Raw genomic sequence first — 21,814 nt, forward strand, 5'->3', positions numbered from 1 at the left:
CGAATCGTCGAAAATCGGTGACGAACCGTGTGCCGACGCCAGCGTAGTAGGGCGCAGCGTGGCAGACGCGTCGCGGCGAGCACGTCGGCGTGTAGCGTGCAATCGTCGACGCATCGGCCATCGGCCGTACGCCGCCGTCGTGCGCAACGCTACTGCTGCGGCAGCAGAATCTCCGTCGTGAACGCGCCGTCCTCCGAATTGCGGCTCAGATAGCCACCCGCGGACTCGACGATCTCGTCGATGTGCAGCAGGCCGAAACCGTGATCCTTGCCGCGCTTCGTGGTGCGGAATCGGCCGTGGTCCTTCCGCCGTTTGCGCGCGGCCGTCGCATTCGTGAACGAGACGTACAGCTGCGAGCCCTTCATGTCCATGTACACGCGGATCATGCGTTCGCCTTCGGGCAGGCCGGCGTTCGCCTCGATCGCGTTGTCGAACAGGTTGCCGAGGATGCAGCACAGGTCCAGTTCGGACATGCGCAGTTTGATCGGAATATGCGCGTCCACGTGCACATTGATGCCGCGCGATTCGGCCAGCGCCATCTTGCTGCTCAGGATCGCGTCGGCCATCGCGTTGCCCGACTTGATCGGACTGTCGAGCACGATCAGCTCGTCGTCGAGCTTGTCGAGATAGTCGCGGATGCCGGCCAGATCGCCGTTCGCGGCTAGCACCTTCAGCGTCTGGATATGGTTACGGTAGTCGTGTCGCCACATGCGCATCTTCGTGTACATCGTGTCGACCTCGCGGTAGTGCGTGTCGATCAGCTCACGCTGATAGTCGGCCAGCGCACGGTCCGCGGCCCTGCGTTTGCGGCGGAACAGGTCGAACATGGTCCTCCTTCCTTCTCGGCCAGTCGTTCGTTAGTGCGTCGGTACGTCGGTTCGTTGGTACGTCGGCGGCCGTGACGATCCCGCCGCTACGTCCGTTCGATGATCGCGCGGTTCAGCGGCTCGTACGCGCCGCGCGGCAACGGCAGCGACGTGCCGTCGGCCAGCATCACGTCGCGTTTCGTCACGCGTCGAATCTGCCGGAGATTGACGATCAGTCCGCGGCCGGCGCGGAAGAACTCCGGACTCAGCTCGCTTTCGAATTCGCTGAGCGAACGACGGACCGTGTAGTCGCGGCCGGCGTGCACCGTCACGTAGTTCTGACGCACGTCGAGATAGCGGATGTCGTACAGCGGGATACGCACGAGTCCCTCCGCGCACTGCAGGTTCAGGCAGCGCGCGTTGTGCCGCAGCTTGACGACCGCGCGGTCGAGCACGTCGGACAGCTTGCGCTCGCCGATCGGCTTCATCAGATAGTTGAGCGCCTCGACGTCGTAGCCTTCCGCGATGTAGTCCGAATAGCCGGTGATGAACACGATCTGTACGGTTTTACTGCTGCCGCGGATCGTTTTCGCGTGTTCGACGCCCTCCATCGCCCCCATTTCGACGTCGAGCAGGAGGACGTCGAAGTCCTCGCGCTCCTCGTAGCGGGTCAGGAAGCGTTCGGCCGACGGGAACGTCTCGACTTTCGTCTCGAGGGCGCGGGCGGCGGCCCACCGTTCGACCAGGGCGCGCACGTATGCGGCGTCCGTGGCGTTGTCGTCGCAGATCGCGATTCGCGGCATTGGTGGGCCTACTTTCTTTGCGGTGATGTCGATCCTATGGTAGGTCTCCGAACGTTTGGAGGCGAATGTGTTTCACGTGAAACGTTGTGTGTGCGTGTGCGGTGGGTGTGGAGTCTCGTTTATGGACGGGGGGGCTTCGGCGGGACGGGAGGTCTGGTATAGTATCCACTCGTGCGCCAAAAGCGCCACCTGCGAATGTAGTTCATCGGTAGAACGACAGCTTCCCAAGCTGTAGAGGCGGGTTCGACTCCCGTCATTCGCTCCGCTCAAAACCGTTGGAATTCCAACGGTTTTCTTGGTTTTTGGCGATGTGTCCGAGTGGTTTCGGAATCGCGCTGCGCGCGATGCTGTGTTGTTGACGGCCTGCGGTCGCGGAGCTCCCCCAGTCGAGCTTCGCTCGACAGCCCCCTCAGTGAGGGGGCCAAGGCTACCGCCAGCTTCAAAGGCGTTGCAACGGCTACAAGCCACAGACGGAGCCCCTCTGAGGGCATCGCAAGCGCCGGGGCGTTTGTAGATGATGCGCGAGCCGACAAAGATGCTGGCGGAGCTTCGGCTCCCTCACCGAAGGAGCTGTCACGGCGTAGCCGTGACTGAGCGCTCCGCGGCGCGAACGCGCCGCCAACAACACAGCATCGCGCGCAGTGCGATTCCGAAACCACTCGGACACATCGCCAAAAACCAAGAAAACCGTTGGAATTCCAACGGTTTTGAGCGGAGCGAATGACGGGAGTCGAACCCGCCTCTACAGCTTGGGAAGCTGTCGTTCTACCGATGAACTACATTCGCAGGTGGCGCTTTTGGCGCACGAGTGGATACTATACCAGACCTCCCGTCCCGCCGAAGCCCCCCCGTCCATAAACGAGACTCCACACCCACCGCACACGCACACACAACGTTTCACGTGAAACACATTCGCCTCCAAACGTTCGGAGACCTACCATAGGATCGACATCACCGCAAAGAAAGTAGGCCCACCAATGCCGCGAATCGCGATCTGCGACGACAACGCCACGGACGCCGCATACGTGCGCGCCCTGGTCGAACGGTGGGCCGCCGCCCGCGCCCTCGAGACGAAAGTCGAGACGTTCCCGTCGGCCGAACGCTTCCTGACCCGCTACGAGGAGCGCCAGGACTTCGACGTCCTCCTGCTCGACGTCGAAATGGGCGCGATGGACGGCGTCGAACTCGCGAAAACGATCCGCCGCAGCAGTAAAACCGTACAGATCGTGTTCATCACCGGCTATTCGGACTACATCGCGGAAGGCTACGACGTCGAGGCGCTCAACTATCTGATGAAGCCGATCGGCGAGCGCAAGCTGTCCGGCGTGCTCGACCGCGCGGTCGTCAAGCTGCGGCACAACGCGCGCTGCCTGAACCTGCAGTGCGCTTAGGGACTTGTGCGTATAGCGCAGTACGATATCCGCCATCTCGACGTGCGTCAGTACTACGTGACGGTGCACGCCGTCCGTGACTACCCGGTGCGTCGGTCGCTCAGCGAATTCGAAAGCGAGCTGAGTCCGGAGTTCTTCCGCGCCGGCCGCGGACTGATCGTCAATCTCCGGCAGATTCGACGCGTGACGAAACGCGACGTGATGCTGGCCGACGGCACGTCGCTGCCGTTGCCGCGCGGCGCGTACGAGCCGCTGAACCGCGCGATCATCGAACGGACGTAGCGGCGGGATCGTCACGGCCGCCGACGTACCAACGAACCGACGTACCGACGCACTAACGAACGACTGGCCGAGAAGGAAGGAGGACCATGTTCGACCTGTTCCGCCGCAAACGCAGGGCCGCGGACCGTGCGCTGGCCGACTATCAGCGTGAGCTGATCGACACGCACTACCGCGAGGTCGACACGATGTACACGAAGATGCGCATGTGGCGACACGACTACCGTAACCATATCCAGACGCTGAAGGTGCTAGCCGCGAACGGCGATCTGGCCGGCATCCGCGACTATCTCGACAAGCTCGACGACGAGCTGATCGTGCTCGACAGTCCGATCAAGTCGGGCAACGCGATGGCCGACGCGATCCTGAGCAGCAAGATGGCGCTGGCCGAATCGCGCGGCATCAATGTGCACGTGGACGCGCATATTCCGATCAAACTGCGCATGTCCGAACTGGACCTGTGCTGCATCCTCGGCAACCTGTTCGACAACGCGATCGAGGCGAACGCCGGCCTGCCCGAAGGCGAACGCATGATCCGCGTGTACATGGACATGAAGGGCTCGCAGCTGTACGTCTCGTTCACGAATGCGACGGCCGCGCGCAAACGGCGGAAGGACCACGGCCGATTCCGCACCACGAAGCGCGGCAAGGATCACGGTTTCGGCCTGCTGCACATCGACGAGATCGTCGAGTCCGCGGGTGGCTATCTGAGCCGCAATTCGGAGGACGGCGCGTTCACGACGGAGATTCTGCTGCCGCAGCAGTAGCGTTGCGCACGACGGCGGCGTACGGCCGATGGCCGATGCGTCGACGATTGCACGCTACACGCCGACGTGCTCGCCGCGACGCGTCTGCCACGCTGCGCCCTACTACGCTGGCGTCGGCACACGGTTCGTCACCGATTTTCGACGATTCGTCACGGATTCCGCCCGCATCGCACGATCGCGGGCTATCACTGGATGGTAGATGAACGAAAGGAAGCCGCGATGACCAAGACGAACGACACCCCCGACCCGCCGTCCGGCAGCAGGCACTATTCCGTCTGGAACAACACCGTGTTCATGCTGCGGCTGGCGCGCGAGGCGGTCCCCAGCGTGCCGGTGTTCGTGGCGGTGCTGGCCGTGGCGGCGGCCGCGCACACGACGGCGGAGATGTTCATCGCCCCAACGGTCCTGGACCGCATCGAAACGCACGCGCCGCTGGACGACCTGCTGCTGGCGATCGTCGGCTTCACGCTGCTGCTGGTGCTGCTGGCGGCCGGCTACGACCTGTGCGAGACGTACACGTCGCTCGGCCGCATTTCCGTACGCGTCCGACTGCTGGAGAAGATCGGGCTGAAAACCGCGAGCACGTCGTATATCAACACGTTGGACTCGTCGTTCCGCGCGAAGGAGCGCAAGTCCACGCAGTCATGCGTGGGCAACTACAGTCCGAGCGAGCGGGTGTGGACCACGTATACGGAGCTGCTCACCAACGTCATCGGCTTCGTGGTCTACCTGACCGTGCTGTCCGGTCTGAACGGCTGGCTGATCGCGCTGGTGCTGGTCACGGCCGTGGCGGGCTACCTGTCCGGCCGGCGGATCAACGAGTGGGGGTATCGTCACCGCGACGAGGAGCAGACGGCGTTCAGCCGGTTCGATTATCTGCAGACCGTGGCGAGCGGGCGCGAATATGCGAAGGATCTGCGTATCTTCGGCCTGCGTCCGTGGATCGTCGAGCTGCGCGCGGGCGCGATACGCACGCTGCGCGCGTTCTACGCGCATCGCGAGCGCATGTACGTGTGGGCGAACGTGATCGACGTGGTGCTCACGTTCGCACGCAACGGCGTCGCGTACGCGTATCTGATCTGGCTGACGTTGGCGCAGGATCTGCCTGCGTCGCGTTTTCTGCTGTATTTCACGGCGGTCGGCGGTTTTGCGACGTGGATCACCGGCATGCTCGACAAGTGTTCCGAACTGAACAAGGAGAGCCTGGAGCTTGCGCAGATCCGAGAGTTTCTCGATTGGCCGGAACCGTACGATCTGGACGGCGGGGAGCGGCTCGTCGCGCGGCCGGGTCACCTGTACGAGCTGCGATTGGACCATGTCTCGTTCCGTTACCCGGGCGCGGACCGCGATACGCTGCACGACGTGGATCTGACGATTCGGCCGGGCGAGAAGATCGCCGTGGTCGGCTTGAACGGCGCAGGCAAGACCACGATGATCAAGCTGCTGTGCGGCTTCCTCGACCCGACCGCCGGCCGCGTCCTGCTGGACGGACGGGACATCCGCGAGTATAACCGGCGCGACTACTACACGCTGTTCGCGGCCGTGTTCCAGGATTTCTCCGTGCTCGATACGACCGTCGCGCAGAACGTCGCGCAGCGATTGGACGGCTTCGACCGCGACCGCGTGCGCGAGTGCCTCGACGAGGCCGGGCTCACGGAGAAGATCATGTCCCTGCCCGGCGGTCTGGACGCGCATATCGGCCGGCGGATCTACGAGGACGGCGTCGACCTGTCCGGCGGGCAGACGCAGCGGCTCATGCTGGCCCGCGCCCTGTACCGGAACGCGCCGATCCTGCTGTTGGACGAGCCGACCGCCGCACTCGACCCGATCGCGGAGAACGACATCTACGAGCATTACAACCGTATGACCGCGGGCCGCACAAGCGTGTTCATCAGCCACCGGCTCGCGTCCACGCGTTTCTGCGACCGCATCCTGTTCATGAAGGACGGGCGCATCAGCGAACAGGGCACCCACGAGTCGCTGCTGGCCGCCGGCGGCGACTACGCGCGGCTCTTCAACGTGCAAAGCAAGTACTACCGGGATGATGCGGACGGCACCGGTACGACCGCCGGCACAACCGGTGCAATCGCAGAAGGTCGACAGCAATGAGCAACGCAACACATACCGAAACATCCGGCACATCCACCGCCCGCCCGCAACCGTGGCGCTACGAGCTGCGCGCGCTCGGCCTGTGGTGGAGGCTGCAGCCCAACTGGCTCCTCGCCACCGTGCTGGACGCACTATGTCAGGCGGCCGCCCCGTACGCGACCATCTGGTGCTCCGCCCAGCTCATCAACGAACTGGCCGGCCGGCGCGACCCGGCCGCCCTGCGCTCGTGGGTGATCCTCATCCTCGCGACCACGATTGCGCTCGCGCTGGCCGGCGCCGTTTGCCATCATTGGAAGCAGGCGGAGGACGAGATGCTGCCGGTCAGCGGCAGGCTGCCGGTCGCGGACAAGCTCATGGATCTCGACTTTCCGATCGCCGACGACCAGCGCACGTACGACACGGTTTCCAGCATCCGCCAGAACAACAATTTCAACGGTCGTGGCCTGTCCGAATCCGTGCAGGTGCTGAACGAGGCCCTGCCCGCCCTCTTCCAGATCGCGGGCGGCGTCGCACTGTCCGTGTCGCTGTTCACGTCGCCCGTGCCGGAGTCCGGCGGTCAGCTCGCACTGTTGAACAGCCCATGGTGCGCCGTGCTGATGGTCGTCGTGCTGGCTGGCGTCGTCGTGCTGTCGTCCGCCTGCTACGCGCACGGCGACGGTTTCTGGGTCGGTTTCGCGGAGGACGGCCGGTTCGGCAACCGCGTATTCGCGTTCTTCGGCGCCTCGTTCGCGAACGACAAGCGCGCGATGGACTGCCGCATGTACGGCCAGTTCGAGCATGTGGCCATTCCGTTCTGGCGTGCAAACAATTCGTTCGACGCGCACTCCCCCGCGATGCGCCGCGTACTGTGGCCGCTCACGTTGTGGCAGTCGTTGTCGGTGGCGGTCTCCACGATGCTGATCGGCGTCGTGTACGCGTTCGTATGTCTGAAGGCGTGGGGCGGCGCGTTCGGCGTGGGCTCGGTCACGCAGTACGTGGGCGCGATCACGACGGCGTTCACCGGACTGTCCACGCTGCTCAAGTCGGCCGGCCGCGTGCGCAACAACGCGCCGTTCCTGAAGACCGTGTTCGATTTTCTCGATACGCCGAACACGATGTATCAGGGGTCGCTCACGACGGAGAAGCGTACGGACCGGCAGTACGACGTGGAGTTCCGCGACGTGTCGTTCCGCTATCCAAACGCCGCGGACGACCAGTGGGCGCTGCGTCACGTGAACCTGAGGTTCCGCGTCGGTTCGCGGCTTGCGGTCGTGGGCGAGAACGGCAGCGGCAAAACCACGTTCATCAAGCTGCTGTGCCGACTGTACGATCCGACCGAGGGACGGATTCTGCTCAACGGGATCGATATCCGCAAGTACCGGTACGACGAGTACCTGCGCATCTTCGCGGTCGTCTTCCAGGACTTCCAACTGCTCGCCCTGCCGCTCGGCCAGAACGTGGCCTGCGCGGCCCGCTACGATCGAGAACTGGCCGCCGACTGCCTAGACAAGGCCGATTTCGGCGACCGGCTGGCGTCCATGCCGCACGGTTTGGATACGAGCCTGTACAAGGATCTCGACCAGTCGGGTGTGCAGGTGTCGGGCGGCGAGGCGCAGAAGATCGCGATCGCGCGCGCCCTGTATCGCGACGCGCCGTTCATCGTCCTCGACGAGCCGACCGCCGCGCTCGACCCGATCGCCGAGGCGCAGATCTACGCGAAGTTCGACGAGATCGCCGGCAACAAAACCGCCGTATACATCAGCCATCGGCTGTCGTCATGCAAGTTCTGCGACGACATCGCCGTCTTCGACCACGGCAACATCGTCCAATACGGCACCCACGACCAGCTCGTCAGCGACCAGTCCGGCAAATACCACCAACTCTGGCAAGCCCAAGCCCAGTACTACGCCGCCAACTAATACCGCACCTGCGGCGTCTGGGCATACCCGCTCATGCCCACCGACTGCGCGCGCATCTCCTGCGCCATCTGCATGAGCCGCGCGATGCGCTGATCGGTCGGCGGGTGGGTCGAGAACAGCTTCGACAGCCCCTCCGCGGAGAACGGGTTCGCGATCATCATCGCTGCCACCGACTGCGTGCCGGCCGTCTGCGGCATCGGATTCGCGGCCGTCCCGTACGAGATCTTGTTCAATGCGGACGCGAGCGCCTCCGGGTCGCCGGTCAGGCGCGAACCGTCCTCGTCCGCGTCGTACTCGCGCGTGCGCGAGATCGCCATCTGGATCAGCGACGCGGCGATCGGCGCGAGAATCATGCTCAGCAGCACGCCGACCGCGCCGAGCGCGCCGCCCGAATCGCCGTCGCGATCGTCGCGCGAGCCGCCGAAATACATCAGCGAATAGCCGAGGTACGTGATCACCGTCGCCATCGCGGACGCGATCGCCGACGTCAAAATATCGTGATTGTACACATGCATGAGCTCGTGGCCGAGCACGCCGCGGATCTCACGTTCGTTGAGCATCTGCAGGATGCCCTGCGTGCAGCAGACCGCCGCGTGGCGTTCGTTACGTCCCGTCGCGAACGCGTTCGGGCTCATCGTGGGCGCGATGTAGATGCGCGGCATCGGCTTGCCGGCCTTCGCGCTCAGCTCGCGCACGATGCGGTACAGCGCGGGCGCCTCCTGTTCGCTGACCTCGCGGGCGCGCATGGATGCGATGGCGAGCTTGTCGGAGAACCAGTAGGAGCCGAACGTGGTGGCCAGGCCGATGACGATGTAGATGCTCAGCGTGCTGCGCTGGCCGCCGGTGGCCCACCAGATGAGCATGATGATGCCCCACATCAACGCGAACAACAGCGTTGTCTTCAGGCCGTTGCAATGGCCGTGCACCTGCAATTTGCCAGTCATAATGCACACAGTAAATTCACTGTCTGGATGTTGGCTGGGCGCATGCCGGATATTGCCGTCGCATCAGCCACAGGCGTAACCCGCTTTTGTGTGCGGGTTCTCACTGGCCTCCCGCCGGTCTCCCGCCGGCCTCCCGCCGGCCTCCCACCGGCCTCCCACTGGCCATAAACCAACGCAAATCGGCGGTTGGGCGTTGGCCCATGACCAGTTAGCAACCCGCCCGCCATGAACCAACACACAGGGGCCCATAAGCGTTGGTTTGCGGCGAGCAGAGCGGTCCTATTCGCCATGAATCAACGCAAAGGGTCTCACCAGCATTGGTTCCCGGCCAGCCAGCGGCTTTATTCGCCGTAAACCAACGCAAAGGGTCCAGCTAGCGTTGGTCTATGGCGAGGGGCATGGAGGTCAGGCGGTCATCGACGCGGAGTGAATCGTGTCGAGCATGGAGACCAGGCCGGAGACCAGTTCGTATTCGTCGGCGGCGCTGGTCATGACCGCCAGCACGTAGTCGCCGGAGCTCGAGCGCACGATGCCGGCGTCATTGAGCGCGTAGTAGTCGCCTTCGCCGTTGATCCAACCGGCCTTGGTGTACACGGAATACTGTCCGCCGAGGGCCATGTGGATCGTGGAGTTCAGGGTGTCGGAGTATTCGCCGGCCAGCCATTGCCGCGCGGCGGAGTCGAGATCGGAGGCGGTCTGGGTCGTGTTGTCGGCGGAGGTGCCCGCGCTGCCGGAACCCGCCGTCGACGTGCCGGCCGAGGCGTCGCCGTCCGCCGAATCCGCACCGTCGGAGCCGGCCGAACCGGTGTCGGCCGAGCCGGTGTCGGCCGAGCCGAACAGGTACCCGTATCCCTTCGCCCACATTCGCGCGAGGTCCGCGGCCGACATGTTCAGATACGAGCCCTGCGTCACGTCCACGGACACGCCCGCGGACTTCGCCCACGTCGCGAACGCGTCCGTGCCGTACGTGTCGTGCAGTTCCTTGTATGTGTCGTTGTTGGACACGGTGATCGTCTGATCGATCAGATACTGCGTCGTCGCATCGTCGTCGGTCGCGGCCTCGTACGCCGCGGTCAGGTCGATCGTGCCCGTTTCGGCAAGCGACAGCACGTACGGGCCTTTGATCGCGGACGCCGAGTATCGCGCCGCGTCCGCGTACGAGGCGAGCGTCTTGCCGGACGTCATGTCGACCAGCACGAATGAGACGCCGTACCCGTAGGCCGCGAACGTGTTCAGCTCGTCTTCCAGCTGGACCTGCGTGTCCGTGTCGAGCGTGAAGCCGACCGTGGAGACCTGCGCGGAACCGTCGATCTGGCCGATGCCGTCCAGTGCAGTTTCGGTCGGGGTCGGTTTGGCTTGGGCCTCGGCGGCCGAAGAGTCCTGCGAGGTCTTGGAGGATTTGGCCGTCTTGGTGGCCTGCTTGGCCTTGGCCGTCACGGTTGCGGAATCGCCAGCCGCATCACGCCACAGGTACTGCATGCCGCCGCACATCGCGACCGTGACCGCGAGCGTCGCGCCGGCGACGCGCAGCACGCGGCGGCGATACACCGGCGACTGGACCAGGTTCGCCGCCCACGTGCGCATCATATGATGGGCGTTCCCGGCGTCGCGTTCACTACGTTCGTGACGGGGAGGGGACGGCCGATGATGGCGATTGGGCTGCGACATGATACTTCCGAACTATTGCTACACGGTGATTCCCGCACTAATATACGCGGCCTTGTTGCCGCGTGCCCTGACAACAACCTGAAAACTTGGCGAATAAGGTGCCGCCACGCAGTGTCCTCGCGCAGGCACCCGCTCATCCCGGTATCGCGTTATCTCGCGATGCCTAGACCAGAGCTGGGCACCCACGACAACGGATCCACATGAACCAAGGAGAAACGCAGCAAGTCCGGGCGATACGAAGGGCGGCCGCCCACGGCATTTGCCGGTGGCGACCGCCCTGCGTGCTCGTCGTTACCCGTCAGCGAGTCCGGCGTAGACGACTCGCATGTCGGGCCTCTGGGCTCAGGCGTGCGCGAGCGCGCGCATCTGATCGGGGTCGATGACCTTCTTGTGTTCGCGGCCTTCCTTCGCGCCTTCCGCACGCTCGAACGCGTCGACCTTCTTCCAGCCGGCGAAATCGATCGGCTTGACGCCGCGGCTTTCCAGCAGTCGGTCGATCGACTCGGGGTCGCGGTCGGCCGCCACGCGACCGCCTTCCGCGGCCTTGGCGAGATCCTCGAGCATGTTGGTCACGATCATCAGCGCATCGGACTTGGTCGAGCCGATCAGGCCGACCGGACCGCGCTTGGCCCAACCGGTCGCGTACAGGCGTTCGCGCACCTCGCCGCCGTCCGCGGCGGTGGTGATGCGGCCGTCGCCATTCGCGTTGGCCAAGTGGGCGCCCTTCTCGTCGTACACGATGCCGGGCGCTTCGGCCGGCTTGTAGCCGATCGCGTGGTACACGGCCTCGACCGGGTAGTCGGTGAACTCGCCGGTGCGGTGCATCTTGCCGTCGGCGCCGGTTTCGGTGCGCTCGACGCGGATCGCGGTCACCTTGCCGTCCTCGCCGAGGACCTCGGTCGGGGCGGAGTTGAAGTGGATGTAGTACTTGCGGTCGGCCGGGTTGCCTTCGAAGTCGACGTCGCCGTCGTCCTCCATGTCCTCGGCCATCTCGCGGATCGTGAACAGCTCCTCGACCATCTGGCGGGTGAGCTTGTCCTTGCCGGCCACCTCGATGGTGTCGTCGTCGAGTTCGAAGTCGTCCTCGTTGATGATGAGCTGCACGCCGGGCAGCTTCTCCATCTCGCGCAGCTCCTGCACGCTGAACTTCGCCTGCGCGACGCCGCGGCGGATGAACAGGTGGAGCACCTTGGCCTTGTTGGCCTGGATGCCCTCGTAGACGTTGTCCGGAATGTCGGTCTTGGCCTTGAGGTCGTCCGCGTTGCGCATGAGCTCGCGGGCCACATCCATCGCGACGTTGCCGCCGCCGATCACGGCCACGTTCTCGGCCGTCAGCGGCCATTCGCGGGCGCCGGTCGGATAGCCGTCGTACCATTCGACGAACTTGGCGGCGCCGTACACGCCGTCGAGGTCGGCGCCGGGCAGGCCGAGCGGCTTGTCCTTGACCGCGCCGGTGGCGAACAGGACCGCGTCATAGCGGGCCAGCAGCTCGTCGAGAGTCACGTCCTTGCCGAACTCCACGTCGCAGTAGAGGTGGATGTCGGGGTTGTCGAGCGTCTTCTCGAGCGCGTCGGCGATGAACTTGATGGACGGGTGGTCGGGGGCCACGCCGTAGCGGACCAGGCCGAACGGCACGGGCAGCTTCTCGAACAGGTCGATGCGGGCCTTGGTGCCGAGACCGAGCTCCTCGCCGAGCTTCTTGAGCTGGCGCAGGAAGATGTCAGAGGAGTACACGCCGGCCGGGCCAGCGCCGATCACTGCAATGCGCAGTTCGTTGGCGGCATTCTCGTTGGTATTCACAGTTTCAGTCACGCGTCCCAGCCTATCGCAAGCCTCCGAATCGCGGAAGGGGTGATTTTGACGCGGCCGACGAGCAACGAACGGCGCATCAGGACTTTGCTGCGAACGGTGCAGGCGGTTTGTCGGTGTTGCAGCGTGATTTGCACCATTCACGTCTCAATTCGCCGGCAGTTTGACGATTGAGAGGCTAAAACGACGGTTTCCACGGGTCAGTTCGACGATCGAGAGGCTGTCGCTTTCGACGATAACCCCTGAAATAGTATGAATGGGGGTATATTCCGTGCCGATCATGTCGATCAGGGCTCCCAAGTAGCCTCTCAATCGTCAAACCGACCTTGACAGACCTCCATTTCAGCCTCTCAATCGTCAAACCGACTCGTCACACACGAGCCTTCGGCATCATTCATCCCGATCGAACAGGGCGGTGAGCGCCCAGAGGATGCTCACCACGTCGATGGCCTCCTGAAGGAAAGCACCGACGACCATCGGAATGAGGTTGAACGCGGCGGCGACCATGCCGATCACCGCCAGTCCAAGCCCCAGCAACACGGCCTGCAGCATCACGCGCCGAGTGCGGCGTGCGATGGCGATGGCCTGTGGCACCGCGGCGATGTCGTCGTTCATGATGACGACCTGCGCGGATTCCGAGGCGGCCGTGGACGTGCCATCGGTCATGGCCACGCCGATGTCCGCCGCGGCCAGCACCGGCGCGTCATTCACGCCATCGCCCACCATCATCGTGACCTCGCCGTTCGTCGCGGTTCGGGCGAAGCCACGACGCCGTCCGGCCTCTTCCCGGAGTCCTTCCGCTCCGGGCGCCCCGACTGAGTCGTCTACGACATCCGCAGCCCCAAATCCGCCGGCTCCGCCCTTGGTCGCCGTTCCCGCATCGCGCACCGCAGCGACCTTATCCTCCGGGAACAGTTCGGCATGCACCTCGTCGATGCCGACCTCGCGGGCGATGATCTCGGCGGACGCACGCTTGTCACCGGTGAGCATGGTCAGCCGCCCCACGCCCAGCGCGTGCAGCCGCGACAACGCCTCCCGGGCGTTCGCGCGCGGCACGTCGCGTAACACGATGCGTGCAATCAGCTGACCATCGATCGACACGTACGACGCCATTTCGTCCGGTTCCAGCATCCCGAACCGCGCGCGAACGACCGCATCCGTCGACAAAGTCGCGCCGGCCAAACCGGCATGCTCCCCGACACCGGCATTGCGTCCGGCCAGCGTTCCCGCTTCCGTGGCGGCACTCCCCGATTCCGGTACGTCGTCCCGCACCCCGGGCCACTCGGCATCCTGCGCCACGGACGAATGCCCGTGCAGCATCTCGGCGGAGCCATTCCCCGACGGGTCCTCCCCGATACCCGCCGGCTGCACCGGCTGGAACCCGTCGTCACGGGCGTTCGCGAACGACAGTCGTCCGACGCGAACCACATGGCCGTTCACTTCACCGGATACGCCCTTGCCGGCGTCCTCCCGCACGTTCTTCACCACCGGCGCATCCGCATCCGGCCCGTGCCCGGTCGCCCCGGCGGCTCCGGACGCCGAGCCAGCAGCCCCGGCCAGCCCAGCCATCCGAGACGCCCGAGACATCCGAGACGCCCGAGCCTCCCCGGCAGCCGTACCCGAATCCCCAACAGCCAAAACGGCCCCGGCCGCCAGCCGAGCCGCCCCCGGATCAGGGCACTCCTGCTGCCCGGCTGCAAACCGCGCCCGCAGCCGTTCCGTCGCGGCCCGCCCGGCCGCCGCGATGCCGCGCGAAAGGATGTGCACCGAATAGCCTTCCACCACGCCAGCCATCATCAGCACATGGTCCTCGTCCAGCCGCGTCCCGGCGCCCGGCAGCATCTCGACGCGCACGACCTGCGGCTGTTTGACCGTCAGCGTGCCGGTCTTGTCGAAGAACACCTGCGTGACCTGTCCGAGCCGTTCGAGCACGTCCTGCGTTTTGATGAGCACGCCGGAGGCCGCCAGTCGCCCGGTGCCCGCGATGTATGCGACCGGCGCGGCGATGAGCAGCGGGCACGGCGTCGCGAGCACGAGCACCTGTGCGAATCGCGTCGGCACGCCGGACATGGCCCACGCCAGTCCCGCGATGAGCAGCGACAGCACGGTGAACGGTACGGCGAGCCGGTCGGCCGTGCGCACGACCGCCGGCCGCGACTCCTGCGCGGACGTCACGAGCGCGAGGATGCGCTGATACTGCGAGTCGGCGGCGCGTTGAGTCACGCGCATGGTGAGCGCGGTCGCGCCGTTGACCGCGCCGGACATGACGCGCGCGCCCGCGAACGCTTCGCGCGGCACCGGCTCGCCGTTGATGGCGCTCAGGTCGAGCGTGGCGGAGACGGACATGAGTTCGCCGTCGACCGGCACGGTTTCGCCGGGCAGCACGATGATCACGTCGCCGATACGCACGTCGTCAACCGGTACCGTGGCGAATCGGGACGCCGCAATGGCACGGCGACGCCGCGCGATCTCGTCGGCGACTTCGACGCAGCCTTCGGCGGATCGACCGACGAGCACGCACATGTCGTCGGCGGCCACGTCGGCGGACGAGGCGGACGATACCGGACGGAACCCGTCCTCCCTCACCGGGGTGATGTTACGGGCCGGGGTGATGTTACGGGCACGGGCGACGACATGATCGTCGTCACGTCCGCGATCGCGCCCGCTGCCGCCGCGATCGCCGCCCCGCCTGACGCCGGGCAACGTCACCACGTGCGCGGTCTGCGGCGCGGCCTGCAGCAGCGCGTTCAGACTGTGCTCGGCCTTGGCCTGCGCGTATTCCTCGATCGCCTCGCCGGACGAGATCATGAGCATGACCGCCCAGCTCGCCCAGTATTCGCGCACCGCGACGGTCGACAGGATCGCGACGACGGCCAGCAGGTCGACGCCGACCTGGCCGTGACGGATGTCGTCGATCATGCCGCGCACGGTGTCGAATACGACGATCAGCACCAGCGCGATGATCAGCCACTGTCCGACGCCGGGATCGCCCAGTATCGGCAGGTTCACGGGATCGACCGGCGCGCCGGGCACGGCAACCGGCGACGTTCCGGACGGAGTCGGCACATCCGACCCAACCGACACACCGCCAAGTCCGATCGCACTGCCCGCCGCAAACCACGGCCGCCACTGCCCCAGCAACGCCAACGGCAGCGCCGACACGACGACCACGGGCAGCATCGGCACCAATCGGCAGATGCGGAGGACGGCTTTGAAGAATCTGATGATGATATCGCTCATCATTGCTCCTTACGCTCGCATACGGAGCCGATCGTGGCGGCGGCGCGAGAAGCGGGTATGCAGTCGCGTGACCGGCCTCGATCGGCGGTTCAGTCACGCCTTGTTAACCCACCGGCGGCTTTGCCCGGCACTCTTGCGAGCGCCTCGCGCGACCTTCCGATACACGGCGTAAAGATGACATATTCAGTTATGACGGTTCCATGATGACCGAACGCCGCGACAGCGCACAGACAAGAAACGGCCATAACCGCATCCCGACAGTGTCATCGGGACTTGGTTATGGCCGTTTCCTCGGAGCCGTCCAGGCTGCACACCCAGCCGGACACACCCGGCCGGGCACACAGCCCAGCGGTTTACCACATGCCGAACGGATCGCTCAGGCCGCCGTTGTCGCCGGTGCCGCCGTCGCTGTTACCATTGCCGTTGCTGTTACCGTTGCCGTAACCGTAGCCGTTCGAACCGTTACCGTTGTTGTTGTTCTGGCTGTTGCCGTTGGACGAGCCGGACGAGCTGGACGAACCGGTCACCGCGGACTCCTCCTGATCGAGCGTCACGTCGACTTCCATGGTCTTGCCGTTGCGCACGATGGTCAGCGTGGCCTTGTCGCCGAGCGCCGCGGCGCGCACGAAGCCGAGCAGCGCGTAGTGGCTGGTGACCGCGTTGCCGTTGAAGGCGACGATCGTGTCGCCGGACTTGAGTCCGGCCTTGTCGGCGGGGCTGCCGGAGACGACCGCGGAACCGGACGTGCCGGCCGTGATCTTCGCGCCGGAGCGGGTCACGCCGTCGGCGGTGGCCGTGCCGGTGGTCACGGTGATGCCGAGCGCGACGTGCGTCACGGAGCCGCTCTTGATGATCTCGTTGGCGACGCGCTTGACGAGGTTCGCCGGGATCGCGAAGCCGATGCCGATCGAGCCGGCGGATTCGGACGAGCTTGCGGTGGACGCGATGGACGAGTTGATGCCGATCACCTGGCCGGCGCCGTTGAACGTCGGGCCGCCGGAGTTGCCCGGGTTGATGGCCGCGTCGATCTGGACCGCGTTGGTGAAGATCTCGTTGTTGTTGTCGTCGGTGACGGTCACCGGGCGGTTGAGCGCGGAGACGATGCCGGTGGTGGCGGTGTCGTCGTAGCCGAGCGGGTTGCCGATGGCCATGACGGCCTCGCCGACGGCGAGTTCGTCGGAGTCGGCGAACGTGACGGCCTTGAGGTCGCTCGGCGGGTTCTGCAGCTTGATGACCGCGAGGTCGGTGGTCGTGTCGGTGCCGACGACCGTGGCGGTGTACATGTTGCCGTTGGCGAGCGTGACCTGGATCGACTGGGCGCCGGAAATCACGTGGTTGTTGGTCACGATGTGGCCCTCGGTGTCGAGGATCGCGCCGGAGCCCTTCGCCTCGCCGTTGCTCAACGTGGTCGTGATCGACACGACGGAGTCGGACACACTGGATGCGACGGACGTCCAGTCGACGGCCTCACCGCTCTTGGTGGTGGCTGTGCCGGAACCGGACTTGTTGGAGTTCACGCTGGACAGCGAGCTGCTGGTCGGCACCGTGATCCAGCCGTACGTGATCGCGCCCCAGCCGATGCCGAGGCACAGCGCCGCGGAGACGAGCGCGGCGACGACCGCGACGATCACGCCGTTGGCGGTCTTGGCGCCGGACTTGCCGGCCGGCTGGCCGGGCTGGCCGGGCTGACCCGGATTCTGACCGAACGGCGGCATCGGCGGGTAGCCGCCGTTGTTCTGCTGCTGGTTCGGCGCGCCCTGCTGCGGCTGCTGGCCGGCAAGGAACGGGTTGCCGTACGGGTTGCGGCCGGCACCGTTCTGCTGGGTGCCCTGCGGCTGGCCGAACGGGCCGCCCTGGCCGAACAGGCCGCCGAACGGCTGCGTCGGCTGGCCCTGCGGGTTCTGCTGACCCTGCGGCTGGGCGTTGCCGGCAGGCTGGTTCGCGGTCGGGGTCGGACCGTAGGCGCCGTATTCCGGTGCCGGACGGTACGGGCCCGAAGCGCTTTCGGAGGCCGGCTGGCCCTGCGGGGCCGCATTGTTGCCGTCGTTGGAGACGACCGTGGTTTCACCGGCCGCCGCCGCATAGTTCGGAACGTCGTTCGCGGACGGTTCCGGAGCGGCCGGAGCAGCCGGGGCGGCCGGGGCGGGCGTCATCTGCACCGTCGGCTGCTCGCCGTTGTCGGGGGTGGTAGGCAACGCCACGGTGGGCTGCTCGTTGCTGTCGTCGTTGGTGTTGGAAGTGGAAGTCGTGTTGCTCGCGCCGTCGGCAGTCTGCGGCTGCGCGTTCTGGTCGCCACCGGCGTACCAGTTGTTGTTCTCTTCAGCCATTGTTGCTCCTTAGGTTGTTGCCGGGCTTCCGTTTTAGCTCCCTGTGATCGGATGATCGGCCCGGTGAACTGCTACCTAAGAGTAAAGATACTTGCTCTGGAAGTTTCCTGAATGTTTGTTGGAAGGAGTAATCGAATTGTCTTTCGATTATCGCAATAGGCCCGCTCAACCCTTCGGCCAATTACACCGGTACACCGGTTACGTGTAGCGGTTTTAGCCACTTACCGATCGCTATCTCGCTTACGTGTAGCGGCCAAGAACAACAAACCCGAGTACGGAAGCCCGAAAAACCAAGGATTTCCAAGCTTCCCTACTCGGCTTCTTCTCCCTCGACCGCTACACGTAAGCCGGATAGATGTTTGCAGCCCGGACCTCGCTCCGGACACCGCCGCAGATAAACCGCCGGTCACACACCATGCACAGGCCGCACGTTATCCGAACGTTATCCGAACACATCTACCCACACACACCGGTTGAGCTTCCTACCGGGCTTCGCCTAGAGTGAATCGCATGACGAGTCTTTTGGATCATCCGCGCGGCGCAGAGCCCGGCAAGCCCGGCGATCGCAGCGCATTCAGCTTCGAAACCATCACCCGACTGCCCGATGCGGCGGACGGCAAGGGCCGCGGCGGTGCGCGCTACGGCCGTACCGGCATCCTGCATACGCCGCACGGCGACATCCATACGCCCGCGTTCGTGCCGGTCGCCACGCAGGCCGCAATGAAGGCCGTGCTGCCGGAGACGATGAGGGCGGAGGGCGCGCAGTGCATGCTGTCGAACGCCTTCCACCTGTACGAGCGCCCCGGCGAGGACGTGCTCGACGCGGCCGGCGGACTTGCGAAGTTCATGAACTGGGACGGACCGACGTTCACCGATTCGGGCGGCTTCCAGGTGCTCTCGCTCGGTGCCGGATTCAAGAAGACGCTGGCGATGGACGTGACCGGCATGAAGTCGGACGACGTGATCGCCGAGGGCAAGGAGCGCCTCGCGTTCGTGGACGAGGACGGCGTGACGTTCAAGTCGCCGCTCAACGGCTCGCTGCATAGGTTCTCCGCGGAGATCTCGATGGGCATCCAGCACAAGATCGGCGCGGACATCATGTTCGCGTTCGACGAGCTGACGACGCTCATGAACACGCGGCGCTATCAGGAGCAGTCGGTGGAGCGCACGTACCGCTGGGCGCAGCGTTGCGTCGCCGAGCACGAGCGACTGACCGAAGCGCGTCTCGGCAAGCCGTATCAGGCACTGTACGGCGTGGTGCAGGGCGCAAACTACGAGGATCTGCGCCGGCATGCGGCCGAGCAGATCGCCTCGCTGGACTTCGACGGCGTGGGCATCGGCGGCGCGATCGAGAAGCGCATCATCGGCGACACCTGCGCGTGGATCTGCGACGCGATGCCGGAGAGCCGGCCGCGCCACGTGCTCGGCATCGCCGCGGTGGACGACATCTTCGCGTGCGTGGAGAACGGCGGCGACACGTTCGACTGCGTGGCTCCGGCCCGTTGCGGCCGCAACGGCGCGATCTTCACGCGCGACGGCCGCTACAACGTCAAGCGCGCGGAGTTCAAGTCCGATTTCGGGCCTTTGGAGGAGGGCTGCGACTGCTACACGTGCACGCACTATTCGCGCGCGTACGTCGATCATCTGCTGCGCGCCCGCGAGTTCAACGGGTTCACGCTGGCGACGATCCACAACGAGCACTTCTTCATCAAGCTGCTCGACGACATCCGCGCGTCGATCGACGGCGGCTATTTCGACGAGTTCCGCGACGCGACGCTCGCCCGCTTCTACGCGCACGGCTCGCGCGGCTGATCGGATCCGGACTTCGCAAAGTTCGCACGATTTCGCGACCTATGCGAACTTTGCGAGGTTTCACACCCTTTTTTCCTCGTAAAGTTCGCACGCCCGACGGCATCATGCGAACTTTGCGAGGAAAACGCCGCATCATCCGGGCACAACGTCATCCGACCGCCATCGTACCCCACCGCGCGGGGTACCCGTGCAAGGCGGCCGATCGGCAACAACCGATCGGCGACGGCCGCACGACCGCGCTACAGGCAGGCGATATTGCTGTCGGTGCGTGATTCCGTGCCGCCGACCAGCGAGCGCCCGCCCCAGCCGGAACCGGTTGCGACACCGACAGCCGCACCATCCCAGTCGCCGACGCGCATGATCATCTGCCCGCGGCCGAAGTCGGCCGTCTCCAGGCTCATGCTCATGTCGTGTCCACGCCGGGCGAGTTCGCGCGCGATCGCCGCGTCGAACCGCGTCTCCACGCGCGTCGCGTTGCCTCGATCCCACCGCCAGCGCGGCGCGTCGAGCGCCTGCTGCGGGTCCATGCCGAAGTCGATCGCGTTCATCGCGACCTGCACGTGACCCTGCGGCTGCATGTACGCGCCCATCACGCCGAACGGCCCGACCGGCCGGCCGTCGCGCATCAGGAACCCCGGAATAATCGTGTGATACGTGCGCTTGCCCGGCTTGAGCGCGTTCGCAAGCGACGGGTCGAGCGCGAAATCGGCGCCACGGTTCTGCAATGCTATGCCGGTGCCGGGCACCACGATCCCCGACCCGAATCCCATGTAATTCGACTGGATGTACGAGACCATGTTGCCTTCGCCATCCGCACAGCACAGGTATACGGTGCCGGATGTCGACGGCGTGCGCGTCGTGCGCACTTCGGCGGTCTCGCCGATCAGCCGCGCCTTCCCCTCACCGTATTCGGGCGCAAGATAACGCGCGTAATCAACGCTCGTATCATCCGGGTCGGTGACCACGTCGAACGCGTCCGCGAACGCGATTTTGATCGCCTCGATCTGCCGATGGTAGGCGAGCGCGCGATCCGTTCCGGCGACGTCGAAATTGCGCAGGATGTTGAGCGCCATAAGCGCGACGATGCCCTGTCCGTTCGGCGGGATCTCGCACACCTGCCAGCCGTCGCGATAGTCGAGGCGCATCGGATCGACCCAGCGCGGACGGAACGCGGCCAGATCGTCGTAGCGCAGGTATCCGCCGGCCGCACGGCTTGCCGCGTCGATCGCACGCGCCAGATCGCCCTCGTAGAACGAGCGCGCGTTCGTCGCGCCGATCTCGGCCAGCGAGTCGGCATGATCCGGCAGCGTGACGACGTCGCCGGCCTGCGGCGTGCGCTGGTCGGCACCGCGCGTGAACGTGCGGAACCAGTCGTCGAATCGGCCGCCGGCGTTCTCCCGGCGATACGCGTCGGCCGAACGCTTCCACCAGTACGCAAGGTTCGGGTTCGCCGCGTAGCCGTTGCGCGCGTAGTCGACGGCCGGCGCGAGATCGTCGGACAGCGTGAGCCGGCCGTAGCGTTCGTTCAGCGCGGCCCATGCGGCGGGCGCGCCCGGCACGGTGACCGGCGTCCAGCCGAAGCGCAGCATATGGCCGTCCGCGGTGACGTTGCCGTCCGCGATGACCCGGTCGATGGAGATGCCCTGCGGCGCCGGACCGCTCGAGTTGAGGCCGATCAGTCGCTGCTCGCGAGCGCTCCATGCGATGCAGAATGCGTCCGATCCGAGGCCGTTGGACGTCGGTTCGACGACGGTGAGCGCGGCCGCTGCGGCGACGGCCGCGTCGAACGCGTTGCCGCCTTTGAGGATGGCCTGCAGACCGGCGGCCGACGCCTGCGGTTCGGAGCAGTTGACCATGGCCCGGTCGGCGTAGATCGGGAATCGTTGGGAGGGGTAGCGCTGGGAGAGCGGGTCGAAATTCGCGTTCATCATGTCGTCCATTATCGTCGCCGGCGCCGGGCG

The 21,814-nt window shown here is 65.5% G+C and carries 14 protein-coding genes, 2 tRNA genes and 2 pseudogenes; 7 read left to right on the forward strand and 11 right to left on the reverse strand.

Annotated elements, in window-relative coordinates:
* Positions 1-149: 149 nt before the first annotated feature.
* A complete protein-coding gene (locus tag JS533_RS05390; protein ID WP_241513467.1) occupies positions 150-827 on the reverse strand; it encodes a sensor histidine kinase in 678 nt (225 codons plus the stop codon).
* An 86-nt stretch (positions 828-913) separates the two neighbouring features.
* On the reverse strand, positions 914-1,609 hold the full coding sequence (locus JS533_RS05395) for a LytR/AlgR family response regulator transcription factor (RefSeq protein ID WP_241513468.1): 696 nt from the start codon (positions 1,607-1,609) through the stop codon (positions 914-916).
* A gap of 191 nt (positions 1,610-1,800) precedes the next feature.
* Here JS533_RS05395 and JS533_RS05400 point away from each other — a divergent pair.
* Positions 1,801-1,871, forward strand: a tRNA-Gly gene (locus JS533_RS05400).
* A gap of 453 nt (positions 1,872-2,324) precedes the next feature.
* On the opposite strand, the gene JS533_RS05405 is transcribed toward JS533_RS05400, so the two are convergent.
* Positions 2,325-2,395: transfer RNA gene (locus tag JS533_RS05405), tRNA-Gly, on the reverse strand.
* 191 nt (positions 2,396-2,586) lie between these two features.
* Between JS533_RS05405 and JS533_RS05410 the strand changes: the two genes are divergently transcribed.
* The 5 genes from JS533_RS05410 (at position 2,587) to JS533_RS05430 (ending at position 8,053) form a co-directional block, all read left to right on the forward strand.
* Entirely contained in the window at positions 2,587-3,000 is a 414-nt protein-coding gene (locus JS533_RS05410; RefSeq protein WP_241513469.1) for a LytR/AlgR family response regulator transcription factor, read from the forward strand.
* Positions 3,001-3,006: 6 nt separating this feature from the next.
* Positions 3,007-3,282, forward strand: coding sequence for a LytTR family transcriptional regulator DNA-binding domain-containing protein (locus tag JS533_RS05415; protein WP_241513470.1), 276 nt, complete (start codon positions 3,007-3,009; stop codon positions 3,280-3,282).
* 86 nt (positions 3,283-3,368) lie between these two features.
* On the forward strand, positions 3,369-4,046 hold the full coding sequence (locus tag JS533_RS05420; protein WP_241513467.1) for a sensor histidine kinase: 678 nt from the start codon (positions 3,369-3,371) through the stop codon (positions 4,044-4,046).
* 219 nt (positions 4,047-4,265) lie between these two features.
* Positions 4,266-6,155 (forward strand): ABC transporter ATP-binding protein, encoded by a 1,890-nt coding sequence (locus JS533_RS05425; protein ID WP_241513466.1) that lies wholly within the window; start codon positions 4,266-4,268, stop codon positions 6,153-6,155.
* Positions 6,152-8,053, forward strand: a complete 1,902-nt coding sequence (locus JS533_RS05430; protein WP_241513465.1) for an ABC transporter ATP-binding protein — start codon at positions 6,152-6,154, stop codon at positions 8,051-8,053. The genes JS533_RS05425 and JS533_RS05430 overlap by 4 nt, the downstream gene beginning before the upstream one ends.
* Here JS533_RS05430 and htpX read toward each other — a convergent pair.
* The 7 genes and pseudogenes from htpX to JS533_RS05455 form a co-directional block, all read right to left on the reverse strand.
* Positions 8,050-8,997: a zinc metalloprotease HtpX gene (htpX, locus tag JS533_RS05435; RefSeq protein WP_241513464.1), complete on the reverse strand. Its 948-nt coding sequence runs from the start codon at positions 8,995-8,997 to the stop codon at positions 8,050-8,052. The two genes, JS533_RS05430 and htpX, sit on opposite strands and share 4 nt — an antisense overlap.
* A gap of 405 nt (positions 8,998-9,402) precedes the next feature.
* Positions 9,403-10,584 carry a serine hydrolase gene (locus JS533_RS05440; RefSeq protein WP_241513463.1) on the reverse strand — a complete coding sequence of 394 codons (1,182 nt, stop codon included), beginning with the start codon at positions 10,582-10,584 and terminating at the stop codon, positions 9,403-9,405.
* 423 nt (positions 10,585-11,007) lie between these two features.
* Positions 11,008-12,477 carry an FAD-dependent oxidoreductase gene (locus JS533_RS05445; protein ID WP_241513462.1) on the reverse strand — a complete coding sequence of 490 codons (1,470 nt, stop codon included), beginning with the start codon at positions 12,475-12,477 and terminating at the stop codon, positions 11,008-11,010.
* A 144-nt stretch (positions 12,478-12,621) separates the two neighbouring features.
* Positions 12,622-12,756: a hypothetical protein gene (locus tag JS533_RS13705; protein WP_274619180.1), complete on the reverse strand. Its 135-nt coding sequence runs from the start codon at positions 12,754-12,756 to the stop codon at positions 12,622-12,624.
* A 108-nt stretch (positions 12,757-12,864) separates the two neighbouring features.
* A pseudogene (locus tag JS533_RS13855) lies at positions 12,865-13,620 on the reverse strand (HAD family hydrolase); the annotation flags it as partial.
* A 231-nt stretch (positions 13,621-13,851) separates the two neighbouring features.
* A pseudogene (locus JS533_RS05450) lies at positions 13,852-15,714 on the reverse strand (HAD-IC family P-type ATPase); the annotation flags it as partial.
* A 353-nt stretch (positions 15,715-16,067) separates the two neighbouring features.
* On the reverse strand, positions 16,068-18,041 hold the full coding sequence (locus tag JS533_RS05455; RefSeq protein WP_241513460.1) for a S1C family serine protease: 1,974 nt from the start codon (positions 18,039-18,041) through the stop codon (positions 16,068-16,070).
* A gap of 510 nt (positions 18,042-18,551) precedes the next feature.
* Between JS533_RS05455 and tgt the strand changes: the two genes are divergently transcribed.
* On the forward strand, positions 18,552-19,853 hold the full coding sequence (gene tgt / locus JS533_RS05460) for a tRNA guanosine(34) transglycosylase Tgt (RefSeq protein WP_241513459.1): 1,302 nt from the start codon (positions 18,552-18,554) through the stop codon (positions 19,851-19,853).
* Between the two features lie 239 nt (positions 19,854-20,092).
* Here tgt and JS533_RS05465 read toward each other — a convergent pair whose 3' ends face one another.
* Complete coding sequence (locus JS533_RS05465) at positions 20,093-21,784, reverse strand: gamma-glutamyltransferase family protein (protein WP_241513458.1); 1,692 nt, start codon at positions 21,782-21,784, stop codon at positions 20,093-20,095.
* Between the last annotated feature and the right edge of the window lie 30 nt (positions 21,785-21,814).

This window comes from Bifidobacterium amazonense, from assembly GCF_018555435.2.
In the GTDB taxonomy this organism is placed as follows: Bacteria; Actinomycetota; Actinomycetes; order Actinomycetales; family Bifidobacteriaceae; genus Bifidobacterium; species Bifidobacterium amazonense.